The sequence below is a fragment of the Colwellia ponticola genome (assembly GCF_005885605.1).
In the GTDB taxonomy this organism is placed as follows: Bacteria; Pseudomonadota; Gammaproteobacteria; order Enterobacterales; family Alteromonadaceae; genus Colwellia; species Colwellia ponticola.
The window spans coordinates 225,824-247,658 of sequence record NZ_SZVP01000001.1; the positions used below are offsets into that span (position 1 = coordinate 225,824).

The following is a 21,835-nucleotide window of genomic DNA, read 5'->3' on the forward strand; positions in this document are numbered from 1 at the left end:
CTAAATTTCTGTGGCGCCAACTTCATCCACTTTACATACGTGAACAAAGCCTAATGCGGTTTGTAAATAATGTTCTTGTAACCATAAAGCAAACTGCTCAGCTTGTGGCTGGCTATCACAAACACAAAAAAGTGTTGGTCCTGAGCCTGAAATGCCAACAGCTAAAGCGCCTTGCGTGGTTAAATAATCTCGAGATGCTTTATACTTTGGCAATAAGTCAGTGCGATACGGTTCAGCAATAACATCGGTTAGCACTGAAAAAGCTTGGCTTTTATCTTGACGATGGCAGGCATCAACAAAAGTTGCTAAGTTTTGACCAAAGGTAATAACATCGCTACGACTATATTGCGTGGGTAAAACATCACGTGCGGCCTTAGTTGACACTTCAATACCTGGGTAAGCCATTACATAATAACAGTCGGCGAAATTAGGTAACGTACGCGAAATAATATCAACGTCAGGTACCATTAACTGTAAGCCACCTAAATAACACGGCGCAACATTATCATAATGTAAACTACCGCTAATTTGCGCTTCCATTTGCCCAGTCATTTTTAACAGCTCGTTTTCACTAAAGCTAAAGTCATGGTACTTGGCATAAAAAGCATTTAAGGCTGCTAATGCTGCAACAACAGAGCAGGCACTTGAGCCTAAGCCACTGCCAACAGGCATTTTTTTGTCTAATACAATATCAACCAAAATAGACGTTTGCTTAACGGTAAGTAATTTTTCGTTAAACAGTAACAAACAAGACCAAACAATATTATCTTCTTTGTTGCTCGGTAATTTATCAGCAAACTTGCCAATAACTGTTAAGCTACTTTCACCTGAGGTTGTCGCGCTAACGCTAACCACATCACCCAATAAAGTGCCATCAATAGGTTTTACTGCTAAGCCTAACACATCAAAACCAACGCTAACATTACCAATAGAAGCAGGAGCGAAAACCGAGACACTTTGCTTAACCGTGTTATGACTAACTGACATTAGTGCTGTTGCTCCCAAGCTAAAGTTCTTAATAAATCGCCAAAAACACCGGCAGCTGTTACTGCTGCACCTGCGCCATAACCACGTAATACAAACGGTAGTGGTTGGTAATAACGACTATGGATCGCTAAGGCATTTTCGCCGTCTTTAATACTGTATAACGGGTGTTCTGTACCTACCGCTTCAATAGAGACTTGGCATTTTCCATCAATAATATTACCAATATAACGCAATACTTTGCCTTCAGCTTTCGCCGCGGCTACGCGCGACGCAAACTCGTCATCAAGCTTGGTTAAATTACTCATAAACTGACTAACATCACCACTGTCATCAAAATCACTCGGTAAGACTGATTCGATAGTAATGTCTGATAACTCTAATTTCATGCCCGCTTCTCGCGCCATAATTAATAGTTTACGTGCTACGTCCATACCACTTAAATCATCACGTGGGTCAGGTTCAGTAAAGCCATTTTCTTTGGCAATAGCAGTCGCTTCTGACAAGCTCATGCCTTCATCAAGCTTACCAAACATATAAGATAACGAGCCTGATAATATGCCTTCAAAACGTTGTAGTTCATCACCGGCTTTAATAAGGCTTTGTAAGGTATCAATAACCGGCAAACCTGCGCCTACGGTTGTTTCATATAAGAAACGACGGTTAGTGCTCTGTGCTGTTTTACGTAGTTCTTGGTAATACTCCCAAGAGTCTGTGTTGGCTTTTTTGTTAGGCGTAACAATATGAAAGCCTTCAGCTAAATAATCGACATAGCTCATCGCTAATGCTTCGTTAGACGTTGAATCAACAAACACGGGATTGATTAAATGATTATCGCGTACAAAAGCTTTGAGGTTATCAACCGTAACTGGTCGAACATCTTTTGCTTGTGCAACAACGTCTTGCCAGTTATTTAAATCAATACCTTCTTGGTCAAATACCATACCTTTAGAGTTGGCAATACCGTAAACTTTTAACACAATATTTTGCTCTTTTAAACTATCTTGTTGACGAGAAATTTGAGCAATTAACTCACTACCGACAACGCCACAGCCTACTAAAAACACATCAATAGTCGGCTTATGAGAGAAGAAGTTTTGATGACTTACTTTCATCGCATCCATACATTTTCGTTTTTCAATAACAACCGAAATACTTCGCTCTGAAGAGTCCTGAGCAATAGCTACCACGTTAACGCGCGCTTGTGCTAATGAACTAAAGAATTTAGCCGCTACGCCTCGCTGTTGATGCATACCATCGCCAACAAGTGACACTATTGATAAATCATCTTTAAGCGCTAATGGCTCTAGTAGGCCGTTTAAAAGTTCTAATTCAAACTCTTCTTGTAATCGTTGCTCTGCACGTTGGGCATCACTTGAGTAAATACAAAAACTAATACAGTATTCACTAGAAGACTGGCTAATAAGTATTAACGAAATATTTTCTCTACTCATGGTAGCGAAAACACGACTCGCCATACCAACCATACCTTTCATGCCAGGACCTGACACGTTGATCATGGTTAAGTTATCAAGATTAGATATCGCTTTAACGCGATCTTGTTTATCATTTTCACTCGAAATTAACGTACCAGGGGCGCTCGGGTTACTCGTGTTTTTGATTAAACAAGGAATGTGATATTGCGCAATAGGGCCTATCGTTTTGGGATGTAAAACACTGGCACCAAAATATGATAACTCCATAGCTTCTTGATAAGATAAGTAATCAAGTAGTTGCGCTTCTTTTATATAACGAGGATCGGCGTTATACACTCCGTCGACATCAGTCCAAATTTCGCAACATTCGGCATCAGAGCAAACCGCTAATACCGCGGCAGAATAATCAGAGCCATTACGGCCCAATGTTGTTATTTGTGGTGTATTGCTGTCGTTATCAGCGTTTACACCAATAAAACCTGGCATTAACGACACTTGGTTTAATTCATTATATTCGTGACTAAATTTCTCTTTTGACAGCACCAAGTCAGCAACAGCATTAAGTGAAGAGCTATTAGTATATAAGAATTTTTCCGGTTGTAATAACGACACCTGTATACCACTACTTTGCAATACTGCATCAAGTATGGCCACACTTAAACGCTCACCGGTACTGATAATACGGGCTCTAATATGATCTGGGCAATAGGTTAATAATGTTACCCCTTGCATATAACGTTGTAACTGATGTTCATAATTAGTTAACGCTTGCTCACAATGCTGGTGATTAAAATCACTAATACTCGCTGATAAATCATCAATAATGGTGGTAATGGCGCGTTTAAAATGACCTAAATCGGTAACTGCTTTTGCTTCATCAATAATGTTCTCAGCCATAGCAACTAAGTGGTTAGTAACGCCTTGTGGGGCCGATACAACAATGGCAACTTTTGATGATTCGCTTTTACTTTGGATAATATTGGCAACTTGGCGAAAACGCTCAGCAGAGGCTAATGATGAGCCACCAAATTTAAGTACACGCATGTTTTTTCCTTTATTAAGAAACAATGAATAATAATTATCTTTTTATGCAAAAAAAAAATTAATTACTGCATAGTATTAGAGTTAATACTCTCCATTGTGAGCATAAAAAAAGCCCGTCACCTTTGCAGGTCACGGGCTTCGATAAAATGTTTATTTTTTACACGTTAGCCAGCGACCACCATCCTAATTCGGGTGATGATGGTAATAACGATAGTGTAGCTGCTGTATATAGTCATACACCATAAAGTGCCTTAAGTTACGATAACTGTCAATGTTTAATGACAAATAATACTAAATAAAAAGTAATAATTTATGCATAATAATTTGCTGTATAAGTGAAACCTGCTATTGCTATTAGTTATTTATGTTAACCAACGGCTAAAGTGCTTGAACATTGATTGCTAAACACTTTATTACGTCCCTGCGCTTTTGCTTGATATAAAGCAGCATCTGCTTGACTAATTAGGGCTTCATAAGACTGCTCTTGTTCACCTAGCTGAGCAACACCCAAGCTCGCAGTAACCTTAACATTTTGCTCTTTATAAGTTAGCGCTAAGGCACTTACTCGACCACAAATACGTTGTGCTAATTCGATGGCACCGCTTAAGTCAGTCTCAGGTAAAATAATAGCAAATTCTTCACCACCATAACGACCAAAAATATCTTCAACCCGCAATAAGGTCGAGATTAAAGCACTCACCTCAATAAGTACCATATCACCACATTGATGACCATAGTTGTCATTGAATAGCTTAAAGTGATCTAAATCGAGCATAATTAACGACAACTTTTTATCATGTCGTCGTGCTTTTGCGTATTCTTGCTCTAATGATTTTTGCCAATGTCTACGGTTATAGATTTGAGTTAAACCATCGATACGATTAATTTTAGCCAACTCCGCTAACGCTTTTTTTAGTTGTGTTTGATAATGACAAACATCGGTAACATCTTCAATTAGAATACAAATATAGCTATCGTTAGTATCAGTGACTATGGGTAAAAAAGTACAGTTTTGCGCCATAAAATCACTATCAGTGGTAATAGGACGAGTATGAGGTAGATTAAATAGATGGTGTCTTTGTTCCCAAGAACAAAAACTGGGTGTATTTAGTTGCAATACTGAATTTAGCTTACGCGATAACCAGCGCACAGGTAATTCAGGAAAAACACTGAAAATTGACTGTTCAAGTACGTTTTCTGATTTCTTACCGGTATGAACCTGTAAAAAACGATTCCAAACAATAATGGTTAACTGCGCATCGACGACCAAAATACCGGTGTTTAACTGATTAGCAATTTGGATATTTATTTGTTTGGTGATCCGTGCGCCTAAAAGCGTTTGGTCAATCCCCTTTTCTGGCATAGGTGCCTTATCTATATCAGACATTAAAACTCTGCTAATATCCTATTAAGTACATGTTTTATATTGGTTATTGCCACTTCAGGAATTAGCAAAATCATATTACAATTAAACGAGTAATCCGTAACTTGGTAGTTAATATTTACTTTTAATGCAATATCCCAAGTAAAGGGCATCTGTTGCAAATGTTCAAACAAATTATCTTTGACGTTAGGTAATAATTTCGGGGCATTATAAGACATTTGATTATCAATTTGTTGTGCAAACACATTCAAAAAGGTAGTAGTTAAAATAGAACTAATATCAATAACTTGCTCATCTTTTGATAAATCATCTGGCTCATAACCTAGTAAGTCAGCAATACGATCAGAGTCGCCTTCCTGATACACTAATAGCGCTTCACCCCGTATACCTTCATGACCAAAAAAGCCTTGGCTAACAACCGCTATTGCATTTTTCTGCTCACTTAACGTACGCATTAATTCTTTAGCATCAACACTTTCTATACTTGGCACTTTTAAGTAAACAAAGCTATCAAGATAACGAGCAAGCTGGTCACTGGCTTGGCCCATGGCAATATTGATAAGTTCTTGCAAGCAATCTTGTTGATCTTCGGTTAAATGAAACTCACTCATAATAGGCCATGTTGTTGTAAATGAGTCAGTAAAATATCTTGCTGTACAGGCTTACGTATAAACTCTTTAGCGCCAAGCTCTTTGACTTTATTTTGCATTTCAGGCTGAATATCTGCTGAAATAACAAAAACACTACAATCAAGTTTTAATGTTTGTATACCTTGAAGTACGCCAATACCATCAATCCCCGGCATAGTAAGATCAAGAAATAAGACGTTAATACTATTATCACGTAATATTTTTAAAGCGTCTTCACCATTACTTGCTGTTTGAACAGAGCCTTTCCATTCATCAGGAAGGCTTCGAAGCACTTGCTTTCTAGCCATGTTAGAATCATCACAAATAAGTACCGCTGGACTCATAGAAGAAAGCCTTTAATTATTTAGTTATATTAATTATTTTTATTTTGTTAGAGACAATTTACCCTAAAAACTACTGATTGTTAATAAGTAATTAGCTTTTTGACCTTATACTAATCAGGATAAAAAAGTAATCTCTTAGCCAGAATGTAAAGGTTTAGAGGCAAGGCATTAATTGTAGGGAATGATTACTCAGCACAATGCCTGCATTCTCTAATAAGCCACCTCCGTGTAGCGTCCTTGTCAAAATCAATAACGATACAAATAAACCTTTACCTTTTATTAGACATGGGTCCTTTTGGAACGCATGTACTCTTCTTTATACGAAATGGTATTAACGAGGACTTTGCCAATACAATTGTGTTTGGTGCTTATTTAACCACTCTTTAGCGACTTGATAGTTAGCCGAGTATTTTGCGACAAGCTGCCAAAACGCGGTAGAGTGATTTAAATGCACTAAATGACATAACTCGTGCACGATAACATAATCAATCACATAGCAAGGAGTCATCATTAGCAGGTAATTAAAGCTAACTTCGCCCCTATTATTACAACTTCCCCAACGTGCACGATATTGACGAATAGTTACTTTACTAGGCACTAATGAGGTTTGCTTACTGATAAGCGCTAGACGTTCACTAATTAATTGTTCAGCTTGTTGCTTAAAATAATGCTCGAGTTGTTTTTTAACATATTGAGCCTGGGCTAAAGGCTCAGTTAACCGATTATTTGCTCTGTTGCTAATAATTACATTCAGCTGTCTTGGCACAGGTTGGTAGATACTAGATAGTTCTATATCCTCAGTGAGCTCGTCATTAGCTAGACTGTGATTAGTTAAGCCGTGACTAATTAAGCCACTATCAACAAATATACTAGCGTGTCTTGCTACGCCAATGTTAAGCGTAAGAAGCTCACCTAAAAATAATATATTGGCATTATTGCTAAAATCACAAAAGCTTGGTTTTGCTTGCTGCTCAGCTAATTTTTTAACTAACCAAGCAGATTTTTCGTGTATGAAGTTATCAATAAAGCCAGTATCAACATGGTATGGCGCTCTAACAACCACTTGACCTTGCTTCACCTGTAGCATCAATGTTTTTCTGCGCTTACTGCGAATTAATTGATATTTAATCATAACATGTCAACCATCACTGGTGATTGATTGCATCGTTAACATACTTAACTTGCTTCACTCAACTTAGTGTTGGTGGTTTTGGCTTTCGTTTTTTTTATCGGTGCCGCCGATGTGTCAAGCGCTTTGTCTGTGCTTTTCTTTGCTGGTGCTTTGCTCGGTTTTTTCGCTAACAAAGCGACTAAGACCTCTTCTCTATGCTCCGCTAAAAAGATGCTTAACTCTTCATTTTCGCTATCACTTAACTCGACTGAAGATTTAGCGAACATTTGGCTTAAGTTATCAGCCATATCCAACATTTTGTCGTATTCATCAGCTGATTTCTTATCCATAAATGTTTTCGCCTCTACCCCGTTTCTAATTACTACGAACCGACTTTCAACTGCCATTAGCTTTCTCCATCCTACTTATTGCGCTTATGCTTGCATGGTAAAATATACGTTATATTCGCAACAATAACACAACCAATAAAAAACTGTATATAAAAACAGTTAAATTAACACTAGGCTAACATCAAACTCATCACTAAGCAGAGCAAGCTGTTAACACTAGCTACCAAATATTTTTTCAAACCAATTTCGTTTATCCTGTTTCTCTTGTAGGCATTTGCTTGAGGTGACTATGCCGCGCCGGATTGCTGGGTAAATAACGGTATTAGCGCACTCTTCAGTTACTGCATTCCCCGTTTGCTGCTCGAATAAAGTCACTAATATACCCTCAGGTTTGTCATCTGTTTTATTAACAACCCCCTGCTTTTTAATAAAATCAGCAAATAAAGGTAGCGCACCACTACTACCAGTTAATCCGGTTGATGTGTTGTTGTCTTTTCCTAACCAGGTTGTTACTAAATGCTTGTCATCATAACCAATAAACCAACTGTCTCGTAAGTCATTACTCGTCCCTGTTTTACCTGCTAGCTTGTTATTATGTAAACGCCAAGTGAGTGACCTCGCTGTGCCTTCTTGTACAACTTTTTCTAATGCGTAATTAAGTAAGTAAGCGCCACCTGTTGATAATCGCTGCTCGCTTAACGGCTGTTTTTGCCAAAGTGTTTCATTATTTGCTGATAGTATTTTGGTGATGGTATGACTTTTTTGATAGTAACCTTTATTAGCAATGGTTAAATATAATTGATTAATCTCCAGTGGCGACATATTAATGGCACCTAGTAATACTGACGGACGCATTTGCAGTTTATGTTGATAACCCAAATTTTTAATAGCATCGGCAACACTAGTTAACCCTAAACTCATACCCAAATTAATTGTCGGAATATTGAGGGAATAGACCAAACCTTCGATTAACGATACCTGCCCTCGGTATTTACCATCATAATTTTTAGGCTGCCACTTTTTACCTGAACCACTTTTTAAAGTGATCGCTTTATCATCTAAAATAGTAGCAAAATTATATTGCTGGTATCGCTCTAAAGCGGTTGCATAAATAACCGGTTTGATTAACGAGCCGATATGACGTTTGGCATTAATGGCGCGATTAAAGCCCGCATAACCACTTTCTCTGCCGCCAACCAGTGCTCTAATTTCACCACTGGCAATATCAGTAACCACCATAGCCGCTTCTAAATCACGTTGTTTATATTGGCTTTCTAGTAAAGGTAACTGCTTAGCAACACTTTGCTCTAATAATTGCTGGCTTCTATGCGAAAAACCGGTAAATACCTTGATGCCTGACTTTTGAGTAAAGCTCGATAAATGTTGATTTAACTCGTCATTAACCAATTGAAGGTATGCTGGATAACTTTTCTTGGCTAAACGTCGCTGTGGTCTAATCGATAAGCTTGACTCTGCCGCTTGCTCAAAATCAGCTAATGATAATAAATGCTGTTCAAACATCAACCTAAGGATAAGGTCACGTCGCTCTGTCGCTCGTTTTGGATGGCGCCACGGATCGTAATAACTAGGGCCTTTAACTTGCGCTATCAGTAAAGCCATTTGAGCATTACTTAGCTCATTAATTTTTTTACCAAAATAAAACTGCGTCGCTAAGCCAAAGCCATAAACACCATTGGCATAATTTTGTCCTAAATAAACTTCATTAATATAGGCTTCTAATAACTGATCTTTACTGTATCTAAACTCTAAAATCAGTGCCATTAACGCTTCTTTAATTTTTCGAGTCAGTGTTCGCTCTCGACTAAGAAACATATTTTTAGCTAGTTGTTGCGTTAAGGTACTACCACCTTGAACGGTGCGCCCTGCGCGAATATTATTAACTAGTGCTCTGATAATACCTACGGGTGATACGCCATGATGATGATAAAAATCACGGTCTTCAACCAGTAATAAGGTATCGACCAATTGGCTAGGTAACTCTTCTAGCGGCACTAGCACTCTATCTTCCTTGTTATTGGGTACTAAACGCGCTAATAATTGTGGCTCAAGTGTTAAAGCAGTAACGGCTTTATTATTAATACTTAATGCAACAACAATACCGTTAACGACCTCAATATTGAGCTGCTGGGCACTGTTAACGCCATCAGTAAACTCGAATGGGCGCTGAAAAATAATTAAACGTTCTGCCGATTGGGCAAACTGCCCTACGCGAGTAACAAAGTTAACTTTTTTATAACCATTAATGGTTAAGGCTTGAGCAATCTCATTTAAATTTTCTGACTCACCCAGCTGCAGCTTCTTTAATTGTCCATAAATTTGAACGGGCACTTGCCAGCGTTGTCCTTCAAATTTTTTCCTTACTTTAGCATCTAAATAAATAGTATAAATGCCTAGAGTAAATAACATGGCAATCATTAGCTTAACTAAAATGACGGCTAATCGACGTGTGATTGAATTTTTCTTCGGCGCTGTTTTTTTCACTGATGACTTGGCTTTGGTTACGTTGTTTTTTGGCATTATGTTTCGATATACGTTGAAGGTTGTCGTGCTTTAGTTGTTTATTTAGCTTTACTGCTAACTATCACTTACTCTTTGATATGGCGTTTCACTTTATTGGTTGCTTTGGCATTCATAGGGTCGTCTGGCCAATAATGCTTAGGGTAACGGCTTTTCATGTCTTTTTGTACTGCTTGATAACTGCCCGACCAAAATTTAACTAAATCTTGTGTTACTTGAATAGGCCGCTGTGCTGGTGAAAGTAATTCGAGTAATAGAGCAACCCCTTGCTTTTCTTTACTAATACCTGCTATTGCCCCAACACTAGGTGTTATGGTTAAGCCGTATAACTCTTGCATAGGTAAAGAGACTTTAGGTGATTTATCTTGAGAATAACTAATAGGGCAATGTCTGCCCGTTGGACCAATATAAACGCTAGGCGCAGCTTTGTTGATTATTTGTTGTTGCTCGTAAGTTAATAAAGATAATAACATCTGTGATAAGTCTATCTTAGCCAGCTGTGCTTTCGTTTTTACTTCACCAACAAATGGCGTAAACCAAGTGCTTAGCTGCTGTAATAACGTTTGGTCATCAATGGCCGCTAAATTATATTCTGGAAAATAATCATTAAGCCATTGCCAACGAGCTTTTAACGCTAAATCTTTCGCTTGCCAAGGTAAAAAGTCCAGTCCTTTTTGTCTTAGTAAATCACACCACATGGTGCTAATTGCTTGGGCAGTTAACCCTTGTGTTAATGGTTGTTCTGCTAACACAATAGCACCTAACGAGGTTTGTCGTCTCGCTATTATCCTGCCGCTTTTATGATCAAAAATAGCACTATCGTGCTGCTTAATTTGCTTAGCAAAAAGCACCGTTATCTCTGCTAAACTAACTTGACTCGCCAACCTTACCCTTAACTGACTGGCGGATTGGTTGCCGTGTTCACTCGTTTGCGCAATCACAATAAACGCCTCTTCGGCTAAAGCGTCTTGCTCATGTACTACTGCTCCTTTACCATTAACACAAATAAAATCACCATGATTCCCTCGGCTTTTAGCAACCCGCTCAGGATAGGCATAGGCAAGTAATAGCCCAGTTTTAGTGACATCCAGCGCCTGTAGATTCAAACGTAATTGTAGCTGTTGAGCCAGTCGACTGGCTTGCTGGATAATGCGCTCGAATAAAGGATTGCTATGCTGACTTTTATGCGCGCTTTTATAGTCACTTTTATAGCGACTAAGTAACTGTAAACGTTGTACTAAATCACAATCAAATCGAGCTTGCTCGCCCTTAAAAACATCACGCTCTTCCAGTAATGCGGTAAGTAAACAAGCTAATGGTGCTTGGTTTTTCGCCATTAAGATCATATGAGCAAAACGCGGATGACAGGGCAACATAGAGGCGTGCTCCCCATGCTTAGTGAGTAAGTATTTATCATCAACAATATTTAAGCTATGTAGTTCTTGCCAAGCTTGTTGCTCTTTCGCTTTACTGGGTAATTCTAATAAAGGTAACTCGGCTAAGCGAGTAACACCCCATCGAGCCGCTTCAATCAAGGTTGGTAGTAAGTCTGCTTGTTGAATATCATTAACACTGTGTAGTGGTCTACGTTCAAAATCATCTTTGCCATATAAGCGAATACACTGCCCAGGCATTAATCGCCCAGCTCGCCCTGCTCTTTGCACCGCTGACGCTTTTGATATCTGTTTTTGCATTAGCTTGTTCATTAAACTGGCGCTATCAAAAACAGCCACCTTTTCAAACCCGCAATCAATCACTAAATCAATACCTTCAATCGTTAATGAGGTTTCTGCGATATTCGTGGCTAAAACAATTTTACGACGACCATTTTCACAAGGGGCAATGGCTTGCTGCTGCTCTTTAACACTCAACTCACCATATAACATACAAATTTTCACGTCTTGAGCGCCACCATTATGCTGATTTTGCTGAGCAGTTAACTGCGTAAATAAAAAGCGAATATCAGCGACGCCAGGTAAAAAAACTAATAGTGATCCTTTGTGCTCAAACATCTTATCTTTGATTACCGCAAAGGCATGATCACGCCAACGTTGCTGGGCTTTAGGCGCTTGATAGCTAATCGTTACCGGGTAACTGCGCCCTTCACTACTTAGCACATGCGCATCAGGTAAGGCTTGGCTTAAATAATCGATATCTAACGTAGCCGACATTAGCAGTATTTTTAAATCGTCGCGTAATTGTGTTTGTACTTCACGCGTTAACGCAAACGCTAAATCGCCTTGCAAACTACGTTCATGAAATTCATCAAAAACAACTAAGCCGGTATCTAAAAGCTCGGCATCTTGTTGAATAATTTGCGTTAATATACCTTCAGTAATAACCTCAAGGCGGGTGTTAGCTGATGTTTTATTATCATTACGTAATCGATACCCAACAGTTTCACCGACTTTTTCCTGCAATTGCTCCGCTAAAAAAGTGGCTATATTTTTAACCGCTAAGCGCCTTGGTTGTAGTAAATATATTTTTTTATTCGCCAAGCTTGGCAAGGATAATAACCATAGTGGCAGACACGTTGATTTACCCGCGCCAGGTGGCGCTGACAATATCAGCATATTTTGCGCGTTTAACGTTTGGCAAAATTGCTGTTTAATGTTGTTTATTGGGAGCGTAGTAGTCAAAGCCATTGTTCACATAAGGTGATTAACATAATGACCGCCATGATAACAATTATTACTGCCTGAGGATAACTCGATAACGGATTCAATTTGTACCACAATAAAAAACTACGTTATGATGAACTTAAATTGAGCTAAGACATTTTACTATGATACTCGAAGTACAAGCTGGCACATTAATTAAACGTTACAAACGCTTTCTAGCTGATATTGAATTAACCGCTAACGCCTTAGTCAATGCTAAACAAACCACCATACATTGCGCTAACACAGGGGCAATGAAAGGTTGCGCTGAGCCAGGGGATACTATTTGGTATAGCACCTCAACTAACCCTAAACGTAAATACCCTTTTAGCTGGGAAATAACCCAAAGCCAAGCCAATCATTTTATTTGCGTAAACACCTTACGTGCAAATCAGTTAGTTGAAGAAGCATTAAATCAAGGCTTAATTGCTGAATTATCAGGCTTTAGTAATTTACAGCGTGAAGTAAAATATGGCAATGAAAACAGCCGTGTTGATTTTTTAGCTAAGTATCAGCATGCTCCAGACACTTACATTGAAGTAAAATCGGTCACCTTACTCGATAATGATTATGGCTACTTTCCTGATGCGATAACAACACGCGGTCAAAAACACTTGCGTGAATTAATCGACATGGTTGAGCAAGGACACCGAGCTGTACTATTCTTTGCCGTTTTACATACCGGTATTAACGATGTTGCCGCTGCAGGGCATATTGATACAAACTATGCTAAATTATTGAAAGAAGCGCAAACAAAGGGGGTTGAAATCATCGCTTATAAGGCCAACTTTTCATTTAAACAAGATCAATTAACGATGAGCTTATCAAAGAAGATCCCATTTATTGAGCGATAAAGGTTGACTAACCGTAGTGAAACTTGCTAAAAGACCCTGCTCAAAATTTTTAAAGAAGTTAACAAAACCACTAATTTAAACTAACTTACTGATAAATATAAATAAAACAATTATTTTAGCTCATCAGTTGATTTTTATCACGAGCGACACCATATAGTCCTGATTAATCGGGTCATATATCAAAATATTGGTACTTACAACAAAGGTAATATAGCTTATTACGCCTCGTATGCCAGGATCTCGCAAAATCCTAAAAACGTGGTATATTAATAAATTACCTTGGTCTATGTAGCATTTGGAGAATTAAGCATGCCAAAAAGTAAAAATAAGCCATTAGGTGTTCTAGCCTTAGCTGGCGTTGCGCCATATCAAGAAAAGCCTGGCGAAGAGTACATGGATGAACCTCAAAAGGAACATTTTAAGAAAATTTTAGATGCTTGGCGCATACAATTACGACAAGAAGTTGATCGTACCGTAACCTATATGCAAGATGAAGCCGCTAACTTTCCTGACCCTGTGGACAGAGCCGCTCAAGAAGAAGAATTCAGCCTTGAATTACGTACCCGTGACCGCGAACGTAAATTAATCAAGAAAATTGAAAAAACTTTACAGTTAATTGAGGATGATGATTTCGGTTTTTGTAATTCTTGCGGCATAGAAATTGGTATTCGTCGTTTAGAAGCTCGCCCAACGGCTGATCTTTGTATTGAATGTAAAACATTAGCTGAAATTAAAGAACGCCAAATGGCTGGCTAATTCTTAGCTACTTGTAACTGTTAATAGTTAAGCATATTTAACATGCAAAGCTTACCTATCAAGCGACCACCAACGCCCCATCAAAGGGCTCAATATCGTGGTCGCTTTGCTCCCTCTCCTTCAGGTTTACTTCATTTTGGTTCCCTTATCGCCGCCTTAGCGAGCTTTCTTGATGCTAAATCATTTATCAATGATCAAGGCGAGCAAGGCAAGTGGCTAATTCGTATTGAAGATATTGATCCCCCACGTGAACAACAAGGCGCTAGCGCAGCTATACTATCAACCCTTGAAGCTTTTGGGCTACACTGGGATGAAAGCGTACTTTATCAAAGCAATCAATCTCAATATTATCGCGATATTTTAGCGAGCTTAGCAGAGCAAAAAATCAGTTATTATTGCCAATGTACCCGCGCTCAAATTAAAGCTAGCGGTGGTATATACCAAGGTCAATGCCTAACCGCTAATCATCCAGCTCAACACAGCGCAATAAGACTCGTCAATCAATACGGCTTTCATCAATTTAATGATATTTTTCAAGGTAATGTGCTCTGTGACAAAGCTTTAGCTGAAGAAGATTTTATTATTCATCGCAAAGACGGTTTATTTGCTTATCAACTTGCTGTTGTTGCTGATGATATTGCCCAAAATATCAGTCATGTTATTCGCGGCTGTGATTTGCTTGAACCAACCGCTCGGCAATTGACGCTTTTTCAAACATTAAGAAAGTCGTTAAGTAATAACGCCTTGCAATGCACTACACCACAATACGGTCATATTCCTTTAGCCGTAACAAACGATGGTTATAAACTGAGTAAACAAAACAAAGCGCCTGCTATTGATAATCTTAAGCCACAGCCCGCGTTAATGGCAGCACTGCAGTTTTTAGGGCAATCGCCCTTGCCTGAGTTAGCCAGTGCCAGCGTTGATGAGCTAATTAACTGGGCGATTAAGCATTGGCAACGCCGCCTTGTGCCCAAAGCCGTCGCAATAAATATTGATTAAGTGTGTTATTAGGCGCTATTAGCATTAGACTTTTATCGTATTCACACTATTAAATGATTTAAAAAAGAGGAAATAATATGTCTACTAATACCAAGAAAACGATTGTTATTACCGGTGCAAATCGCGGTATAGGCTTTGCCATGACCAAGCTATGCGTCGCGCGTGGCGATACCGTTTATGCGCTCTGTCGTCATAGCTCATCCGCATTAACACAGCTTAGCTCTGCCGCTAATCTACATATTATTGAGCAAGTTGATGTTTCAACACCTCAAGGGATTACCCAAGCTGTTACTGCGCTTAACAAGGTTAATATTGACCTACTGATTAACAATGCCGGTATTTTACGTGATGAAAACCTACAACACTTAAACGCGGCCACCATTACCGAGCAATTTAACGTTAATGCGTTAGCGCCGTTATTAATAACACACGCCTTACTACCTAACTTATCAAGTGGCAGTAAGGTAGCACTCATTACCTCTCGCATGGGTTCAATAACAGATAACACCTCAGGTGGGCGTTATGGCTATCGAATGTCTAAAGCTGCGCTGAACATTGCCGCGATGTCACTTGCTCAAGATTTAAAAGCCGATAACATTGTAGTGGGTATTTATCACCCAGGCTATGTACAAACCGACATGGTAAATCATAGCGGTGATATCAGTAGTGAACTAGCCGCTGAACGACTTATCGGCTTGATGGATCAGTTATCATTAGCTGAAACGGGCGTGTTTAAGCACTCTAACGGTGAGTCATTACCTTGGTAAAAAGCGCGTGAATGGGCTTGGCTAAATACTCGACGTTATCAACCGTGCCAGTTAACAATTATCGTGGTTAACTGGCAAAACGTTCAAGAACAGCCGGCTCACTCGCCTCGTTTACTTTACAACAGGCAGGACTGCCACGGCGACAAACAAAAATGGCCGAGGTAGTAAACTTTTTAGCTTGTTTTTTAGCATCACTAGCCAATTCAGCAATATCGTGATGCGAGTGGCATAATAAAAGATCAGGTGACACCACGCCAATAGCTAAGCTGAGTAAGGGGAAAAATTGCCACTGTCCCGCTCTCGATTTAGCTTCAATACCTCCTGCTTGTAAATGTTTTTTATCATAAAACTGGCTAATCAGCACATCAAACTCTTTGATTATTTCTTCACAAATAACCTGCCAATCATTTCCTTTAAAAATAACCACAAAATCATCACCACCAATGTGACCAACAAAATTATGGCTTTGTGCATGTTTATTGATTAGCTCTGCCAGTAATTTAATGATTTTATCGCCTTTAGCATAACCATAAACATCATTGAAAGGTTTGAAATTATTTAAATCAAAATAGGCAAAATGAAAATTTATTTTCTGTTGCACCAAGGCATCGACTTCTCGATAAATGGGTACATTACCCGGCAGCATAGTTAACGGATTAGCGTAACGTGCATGTTGTAATTGTTGCTGTGTTATTTGTCGTAACAAATCTCGTACCGAACCAATACCTACGTACTTACCCTTGTCGGTAATAATAAAATGCCATAATAGTTTCTCATCTTGCTTGGTCGTTACAAGGTCAGCCACTTCGTCAAGCTGAGTATTCGCTTCAACGATCACAGGTGAATTCATCATGGTTTCTTTAACGAGTTTACGCTCATTAAGCGCTCGTCCAAACGGCGTAGAAAATAATTCAAGTAAATTATCACGTAAAATCATCCCTACGGCTTTATTTCCCTCAATAACAGGAATTGAATGGACATTAGGGTTTTTATGTAAATATTCAACAACATTTTTAATTAACTCATCACTCTTTAATGGGTGAATAAATTGTAACAATGATGAAGCCATTTGCTCAAAATGTGCCGTGTAATGCTGTACCTGCACATTATTTTGTAAAATAGAGGGTAATTTTATTGACGGGTATGGCTCTGGTCGAGCAAATAGGTAGCCTTGAAAAAGGCTCATACCTAACGTTTGTAATTGCTCAAATTCACCTTCAGTTTCAATACCCTCAGCAATAACCTGTGCATTAATACTCGCTGCTAGGTTAACAATACTTTTAATAAATTCTCGTTTAATGGGGTCTTGATGACATTGGTTAATAAAATACCGATCAATTTTAACAAAGTCAGGCTTAACTTCTGACCATAACTTTAAACCTGCATACCCTGCGCCCAAATCATCAACGGCTATTTGAAAGCCTAGATTACGATAGTGCATTAATGCTTGTTGCAAAACGACAGGAGACTCTATGGGGTACTTTTCACTTAACTCTATGACAACCTGATCAGGTTTTAGTTGATGTTCAGCTAAATACGACAATGTTTTACCTTGCGGATGATCCGCTTGTAAAAAGATCATTGGGCTGACATTTAAGAACAGCTTTCCTTTTAAGCCTAAATCGACAAAGCGTGCTATCGATATTTTACGGCAAACAAGCTCTAATTCAGACAAAACACCAACCGACAACGCTGCATCAAACAAAGCTTGTGGATTATGTAGAGGACTATCTGATGGTCCTCTAATGAGTGCTTCGTAACCATAAAGTTGATTATTATTTGTGTTATAAATCGGTTGGAAAAAAGCGGTTAATTGTTGCTTTTGAATAATATCTATCAGTACATTTTTTAAATTCATAGAATAAATACCAGCTCTATTAAGTGAATTGCCATTTAGCTAAAGTGAATAGCGTTGGTATAATGGTTATTTTTATTTCCCTTAACTTACTACAGTATTATGACAAAATAGTGACAGTATCATTTCAGTCATTAGCCAAATTATGTTTTTTGTTACGCGCTTTTACGCTATGATTTTTTTCTGTGCTGTTATATCATTGCGCCATTATTTTATGTCGATATTAAAGGCCTGTGATTATCAAAAGCGTTATTAATTTATGCAAAAGAGTTTTCTCTAAAAAAGTGAGTAAAGCTACCGCCGAAACGTCCACTCAAAAGACGGTTAACAAACGCGCTAGTAACAAAAAAAAGGTGACTACTGCATCCTTTGATAATCCACTAGTTTTCACTCGAGATCAGCACCCTGTCTCGCGCCAATTAATGAGCCCTAATGCGCTTAAAGTATTACATCGGTTAAATAAAGGCGGCTTCGAAGCCTACTTAGTTGGTGGTGGTGTTCGTGATATTTTATTAGGTTTAGAGCCTAAAGACTTTGATATTGCTACCAACGCAACCCCTGACCAAATTAAAGATTTGTTTAGAAACTGTCGCTTAATAGGTCGCCGTTTTCGTTTAGCGCACATTGTTTTTGGTCGTGAAATTATTGAGGTTGCTACGTTCAGAGGCCATCATGATAGTACTAACGACACCGATAAAAAAGGTAAAGCAATCGCTAAGCAAAGTGATGAAGGCATGTTATTGCGTGACAATATTTATGGCACAATAGAAGAAGATGCTGAACGTCGAGACTTTACCATTAACGCCCTGTATTACTCTTCTAAAGATTTTAAAGTGTATGATTTTGCTAATGGCGTACAAGATGTAAAAGACAAAGTTATTCGCTTAATTGGTGATCCCCACACGCGTTACCGCGAAGACCCTGTGCGCATGTTACGCGCGATTCGCTTTGCCACCAAACTAGATATGCAAATCAGTGCAGATACTAAAGCACCGATTAAAGAACTCTCGCCACTGATGGCCAGTATTCCTGCTGCGCGTTTATTTGAAGAATTCTTAAAGATGTTCATTACTGGCAAAGCGGTAGCTAACTTTGAGCAACTGCGTAGCTATAACCTGTTTGGTTATTTCTTTCCTGCGGTTGACCAAGCGCTTAATGATGAATCTGAACAAGCAAGTTATTTGCTAGACTTTATTATGCTAGCAATGGAAAACACTGACAAACGCATCAATAACAACCAGCGAGTGACACCAGCATTTTTATTTGCTGCTATGCTTTGGTATCCATTACAACGACATATTCAGCACATTAAAATTACCACGCAGCTTACGCCACAGGATGTATTTTTTGCTGCACTCAATGAAATTATGCCAGAGCAACAACGCAGCATTGCTATCCCTAAGCGTTTCCAAGCGGTTATTAAAGACATTTGGATCTTACAAGATAAGCTCAGTCGCCGTGAAGGGAAAAAAGCCTTTAAAACCTTTGAACACCTTAAGTTTAGAGCCGGTTACGATTTCTTATTATTGCGTGCACAAATAGAAAACACCGCTGAGTTAAAAGAATTAGCACACTGGTGGACAGACTTTCAAGAAGTATCCAATGAAGCGCGACTGCAAATGATTAAAGGCGTTAATGTTCCGCAAGGCGCTAAACGACGTAACCCGAAGAAGCGTCGTAAGCCAAGTACCAAGGCGACGGATATTCCAGCTGGTCAACCTACTAGCAAGCCAACAGAGTAAGACCGACCAGCCATGAAAAAAACAACAACGGCTTACATCGGTTTAGGTAGCAACTTATCTAATCCCAAAATACAGGTAAGTAATGCTGCAAAAGAAATCGCTCACATTGCATCGAGTGAGGTGATTGCATTATCAGCGCTGTATTTAAGTAAGCCGATGGGGCCACAAGATCAAGATGACTATATTAACGCGGTAATCGCCATAACAACGAGCTTATCCGCTCTTGAGTTATTAGACGCCTTGCAAGCCATCGAAAACGCCGCAGGGCGAATACGTAAAGATAACCGCTGGGGCGCGCGTATACTCGATTGTGACATTCTTTTATACGGCAATGAATCCATTGAAAATGAGCGCTTAACGGTGCCTCACTACGGTATGAAACAACGTGAGTTTGTCTTACTGCCCTTAGCTGAAATAGCGCCTACCTTACAGTTACCCGATGGTAGCGCGGTCAGTGAACTCGCTGATAACATCAATAATAATGGCATAATAAAACTACCACTATCACCATCATAAATACTAAGTATCACGGTTAAAATTACCCTTACGATTGCGCTTAATATTACTCTACACGCGGCGCTTAACACTATGTTCAACATGACTATAATTTGCTCTTAAATTTAACCTAGTAGGAAAAACCATGGCTAAAATAACCACAGCAAGCTTGCTTAACATGAAGCAACAAGGCGAGAAAATTTCAACAATTACGGCCTACGATGCTAGTTTTGCAAAACTCTTTGACCAAGCAGGTATACACGCTATTCTTATTGGTGATTCTTTAGGTATGGTCTTACAAGGTCAAGACAGCACATTGCCAGTAACCATAGAGGATATGGCTTACCATACTCGCTGCGTAAAACGCGGTGTTGAAGACACGCTTATTATTGCTGATATGCCTTTTATGAGCTACGCCACACAAGAGCAAGCGTTAGCCAATGCTGCGCTGTTAATGCAAGCGGGAGCTAGCATGGTAAAAGTAGAAGGTGGCGCTTGGCTTAACGACACTATTGCTGCCTTAGTTGAACGAGGTATTCCGGTGTGTGCGCATTTAGGTTTAACCCCGCAATCCGTTAATATTTTTGGTGGCTTTAAAGTACAGGGCCGTGAAGATAATAAAGCACAACAAATGATCGCCGATGCCAAAGCACTTGAAGCCGCTGGCGCACAATTAGTGGTCCTTGAGTGTATTCCGGCCGTATTAGGTGAAGCCATCACTAAAGCACTAACTATTCCAACTATTGGTATAGGCGCAGGTAAAGATACTGACGGACAGATTTTAGTGATGCACGATGCCTTAGGTATTGCCTGCAATTATATGCCTAAGTTTTCACGTAACTTCTTAAAAGATACTGGTGATATTAAAAAAGCCATTGAACTTTATATCAGTGAAGTCAGCCAAGGCAACTTCCCGGCTGATGAACATATATTTAAGTAGTCACAATCTATAAAAGCGCAAAGATAACGCTTGCCTACAACATAACGGTAAAATTAATGTATGAAAACAGTTAGTCAAATTAGTGAATTACGAGCACAAGTAACGGCTTGGCGTCAACAAGGCTTAACGGTAGGCTTTGTACCTACTATGGGTAACTTACACGCAGGTCATATCTCGTTAATCGATGAAGCTCACAAGCATGCTGATAAAATTGTTGCTAGTATTTTTGTCAACCCAATGCAATTTGGTGCTAATGAAGATATTGATAGCTATCCGCGTACCATGATTGATGATCAACAAAAGTTAACGGCTGCGGGTACCGACTTATTATTCACACCAACACCTGACATTATTTATCCTAAAGGCCTAGCTAAACAAAGTTTTGTTGAAGTACCTAACGTATCTGAAGGTTATTGCGGTGAAAGTCGCCCAGGTCACTTTCGCGGTGTGGCTACTGTCGTGTGTAAACTGTTTAACTTAGTACAACCTGATATTGCTTGCTTTGGTTTAAAAGATTATCAACAAGTGCAAGTGATTCAAACCATGGTTGAAGACTTATCAATGCCAATCACTGTTATACCGGTAGCTACCATCAGGGAAGATAGTGGTTTAGCGTTAAGCTCTCGTAACGGTTACTTAACCGCTGAAGAAAAAGCAATAGCCCCTGCGCTCCAGAAGAACTTACAATGGTTAGCCGAAAAAATTAAAGCGGATTTTACTGACGCTGATAGCATTGACTTTATTGGCTTATCTAAACAGGCTGCTAAAGAAATTAATACCGCGGGTTTACACACGGATTATTTGCATGTTTGTCAGGCACAAACCTTACAGCCAGCTAGTGAGGGTGACACGCAATTAGTGATTTTAGCCGCAGCACATTGCGGTAAAGCGCGCTTAATTGATAACTTACAAATAAGCTTGGCTTAAAACTACTTAGCTTATAG

The 21,835-nt window shown here is 39.1% G+C and carries 18 protein-coding genes; 8 read left to right on the forward strand and 10 right to left on the reverse strand.

Going from position 1 to position 21,835, the window contains the following annotated elements:
* The 9 genes from thrB to hrpB form a co-directional block, all read right to left on the reverse strand.
* Entirely contained in the window at positions 1-987 is a 987-nt protein-coding gene (thrB, locus tag FCS21_RS00940; protein ID WP_138620111.1) for a homoserine kinase, read from the reverse strand.
* The gene (gene thrA, locus FCS21_RS00945) at positions 987-3,464 is read right to left on the reverse strand and encodes a bifunctional aspartate kinase/homoserine dehydrogenase I (RefSeq protein ID WP_138620112.1); all 2,478 of its coding nucleotides are present in this window, start codon (positions 3,462-3,464) and stop codon (positions 987-989) included. Before thrA ends, thrB begins: the two co-directional genes overlap by 1 nt.
* A gap of 367 nt (positions 3,465-3,831) precedes the next feature.
* On the reverse strand, positions 3,832-4,851 hold the full coding sequence (locus FCS21_RS00950; RefSeq protein WP_246046936.1) for a GGDEF domain-containing protein: 1,020 nt from the start codon (positions 4,849-4,851) through the stop codon (positions 3,832-3,834).
* The gene (locus tag FCS21_RS00955) at positions 4,851-5,459 is read right to left on the reverse strand and encodes a chemotaxis protein (RefSeq protein ID WP_138620113.1); all 609 of its coding nucleotides are present in this window, start codon (positions 5,457-5,459) and stop codon (positions 4,851-4,853) included. Before FCS21_RS00955 ends, FCS21_RS00950 begins: the two co-directional genes overlap by 1 nt.
* On the reverse strand, positions 5,456-5,821 hold the full coding sequence (locus FCS21_RS00960) for a response regulator (protein WP_138620114.1): 366 nt from the start codon (positions 5,819-5,821) through the stop codon (positions 5,456-5,458). Before FCS21_RS00960 ends, FCS21_RS00955 begins: the two co-directional genes overlap by 4 nt.
* A 331-nt stretch (positions 5,822-6,152) precedes the next feature.
* Positions 6,153-6,953 carry a M48 family metallopeptidase gene (locus tag FCS21_RS00965; protein WP_138620115.1) on the reverse strand — a complete coding sequence of 267 codons (801 nt, stop codon included), beginning with the start codon at positions 6,951-6,953 and terminating at the stop codon, positions 6,153-6,155.
* Between the two features lie 44 nt (positions 6,954-6,997).
* On the reverse strand, positions 6,998-7,282 hold the full coding sequence (locus tag FCS21_RS00970) for a YebG family protein (RefSeq protein WP_246046937.1): 285 nt from the start codon (positions 7,280-7,282) through the stop codon (positions 6,998-7,000).
* Positions 7,283-7,498: 216 nt separating this feature from the next.
* Complete coding sequence (mrcB, locus tag FCS21_RS00975) at positions 7,499-9,820, reverse strand: penicillin-binding protein 1B (protein WP_138620117.1); 2,322 nt, start codon at positions 9,818-9,820, stop codon at positions 7,499-7,501.
* A gap of 68 nt (positions 9,821-9,888) precedes the next feature.
* Positions 9,889-12,465: an ATP-dependent helicase HrpB gene (hrpB, locus tag FCS21_RS00980; protein ID WP_138620118.1), complete on the reverse strand. Its 2,577-nt coding sequence runs from the start codon at positions 12,463-12,465 to the stop codon at positions 9,889-9,891.
* A gap of 140 nt (positions 12,466-12,605) precedes the next feature.
* On the opposite strand from hrpB, the gene sfsA reads away from it, so the two are divergent.
* From sfsA to FCS21_RS01000, 4 genes are all read left to right on the forward strand, one after another.
* Complete coding sequence (gene sfsA / locus FCS21_RS00985) at positions 12,606-13,334, forward strand: DNA/RNA nuclease SfsA (protein ID WP_138620119.1); 729 nt, start codon at positions 12,606-12,608, stop codon at positions 13,332-13,334.
* A 309-nt stretch (positions 13,335-13,643) separates the two neighbouring features.
* Positions 13,644-14,090, forward strand: coding sequence for an RNA polymerase-binding protein DksA (gene dksA, locus FCS21_RS00990; RefSeq protein ID WP_138620120.1), 447 nt, complete (start codon positions 13,644-13,646; stop codon positions 14,088-14,090).
* A gap of 42 nt (positions 14,091-14,132) precedes the next feature.
* On the forward strand, positions 14,133-15,092 hold the full coding sequence (gene gluQRS, locus FCS21_RS00995) for a tRNA glutamyl-Q(34) synthetase GluQRS (RefSeq protein WP_138620121.1): 960 nt from the start codon (positions 14,133-14,135) through the stop codon (positions 15,090-15,092).
* 77 nt (positions 15,093-15,169) lie between these two features.
* Positions 15,170-15,859 (forward strand): SDR family oxidoreductase, encoded by a 690-nt coding sequence (locus FCS21_RS01000; protein ID WP_138620122.1) that lies wholly within the window; start codon positions 15,170-15,172, stop codon positions 15,857-15,859.
* Between the two features lie 67 nt (positions 15,860-15,926).
* On the opposite strand, the gene FCS21_RS01005 is transcribed toward FCS21_RS01000, so the two are convergent.
* Entirely contained in the window at positions 15,927-17,717 is a 1,791-nt protein-coding gene (locus FCS21_RS01005) for a GGDEF domain-containing protein (RefSeq protein WP_138620123.1), read from the reverse strand.
* Positions 17,718-17,998: 281 nt separating this feature from the next.
* Here FCS21_RS01005 and pcnB point away from each other — a divergent pair, with 281 nt between their 5' ends.
* The 4 genes from pcnB to panC all read left to right on the forward strand — a co-directional run bounded on the left by pcnB (position 17,999) and on the right by panC (position 21,818).
* A complete protein-coding gene (gene pcnB / locus FCS21_RS01010; RefSeq protein ID WP_138620124.1) occupies positions 17,999-19,456 on the forward strand; it encodes a polynucleotide adenylyltransferase PcnB in 1,458 nt (485 codons plus the stop codon).
* 12 nt (positions 19,457-19,468) lie between these two features.
* Positions 19,469-19,972, forward strand: a complete 504-nt coding sequence (gene folK, locus FCS21_RS01015) for a 2-amino-4-hydroxy-6-hydroxymethyldihydropteridine diphosphokinase (RefSeq protein ID WP_138620125.1) — start codon at positions 19,469-19,471, stop codon at positions 19,970-19,972.
* Positions 19,973-20,096: 124 nt separating this feature from the next.
* The gene (gene panB, locus FCS21_RS01020) at positions 20,097-20,891 is read left to right on the forward strand and encodes a 3-methyl-2-oxobutanoate hydroxymethyltransferase (protein WP_138620126.1); all 795 of its coding nucleotides are present in this window, start codon (positions 20,097-20,099) and stop codon (positions 20,889-20,891) included.
* Positions 20,892-20,951: 60 nt separating this feature from the next.
* Positions 20,952-21,818, forward strand: coding sequence for a pantoate--beta-alanine ligase (panC, locus tag FCS21_RS01025; protein WP_138620127.1), 867 nt, complete (start codon positions 20,952-20,954; stop codon positions 21,816-21,818).
* The last annotated feature ends 17 nt before the right edge of the window (positions 21,819-21,835 follow it).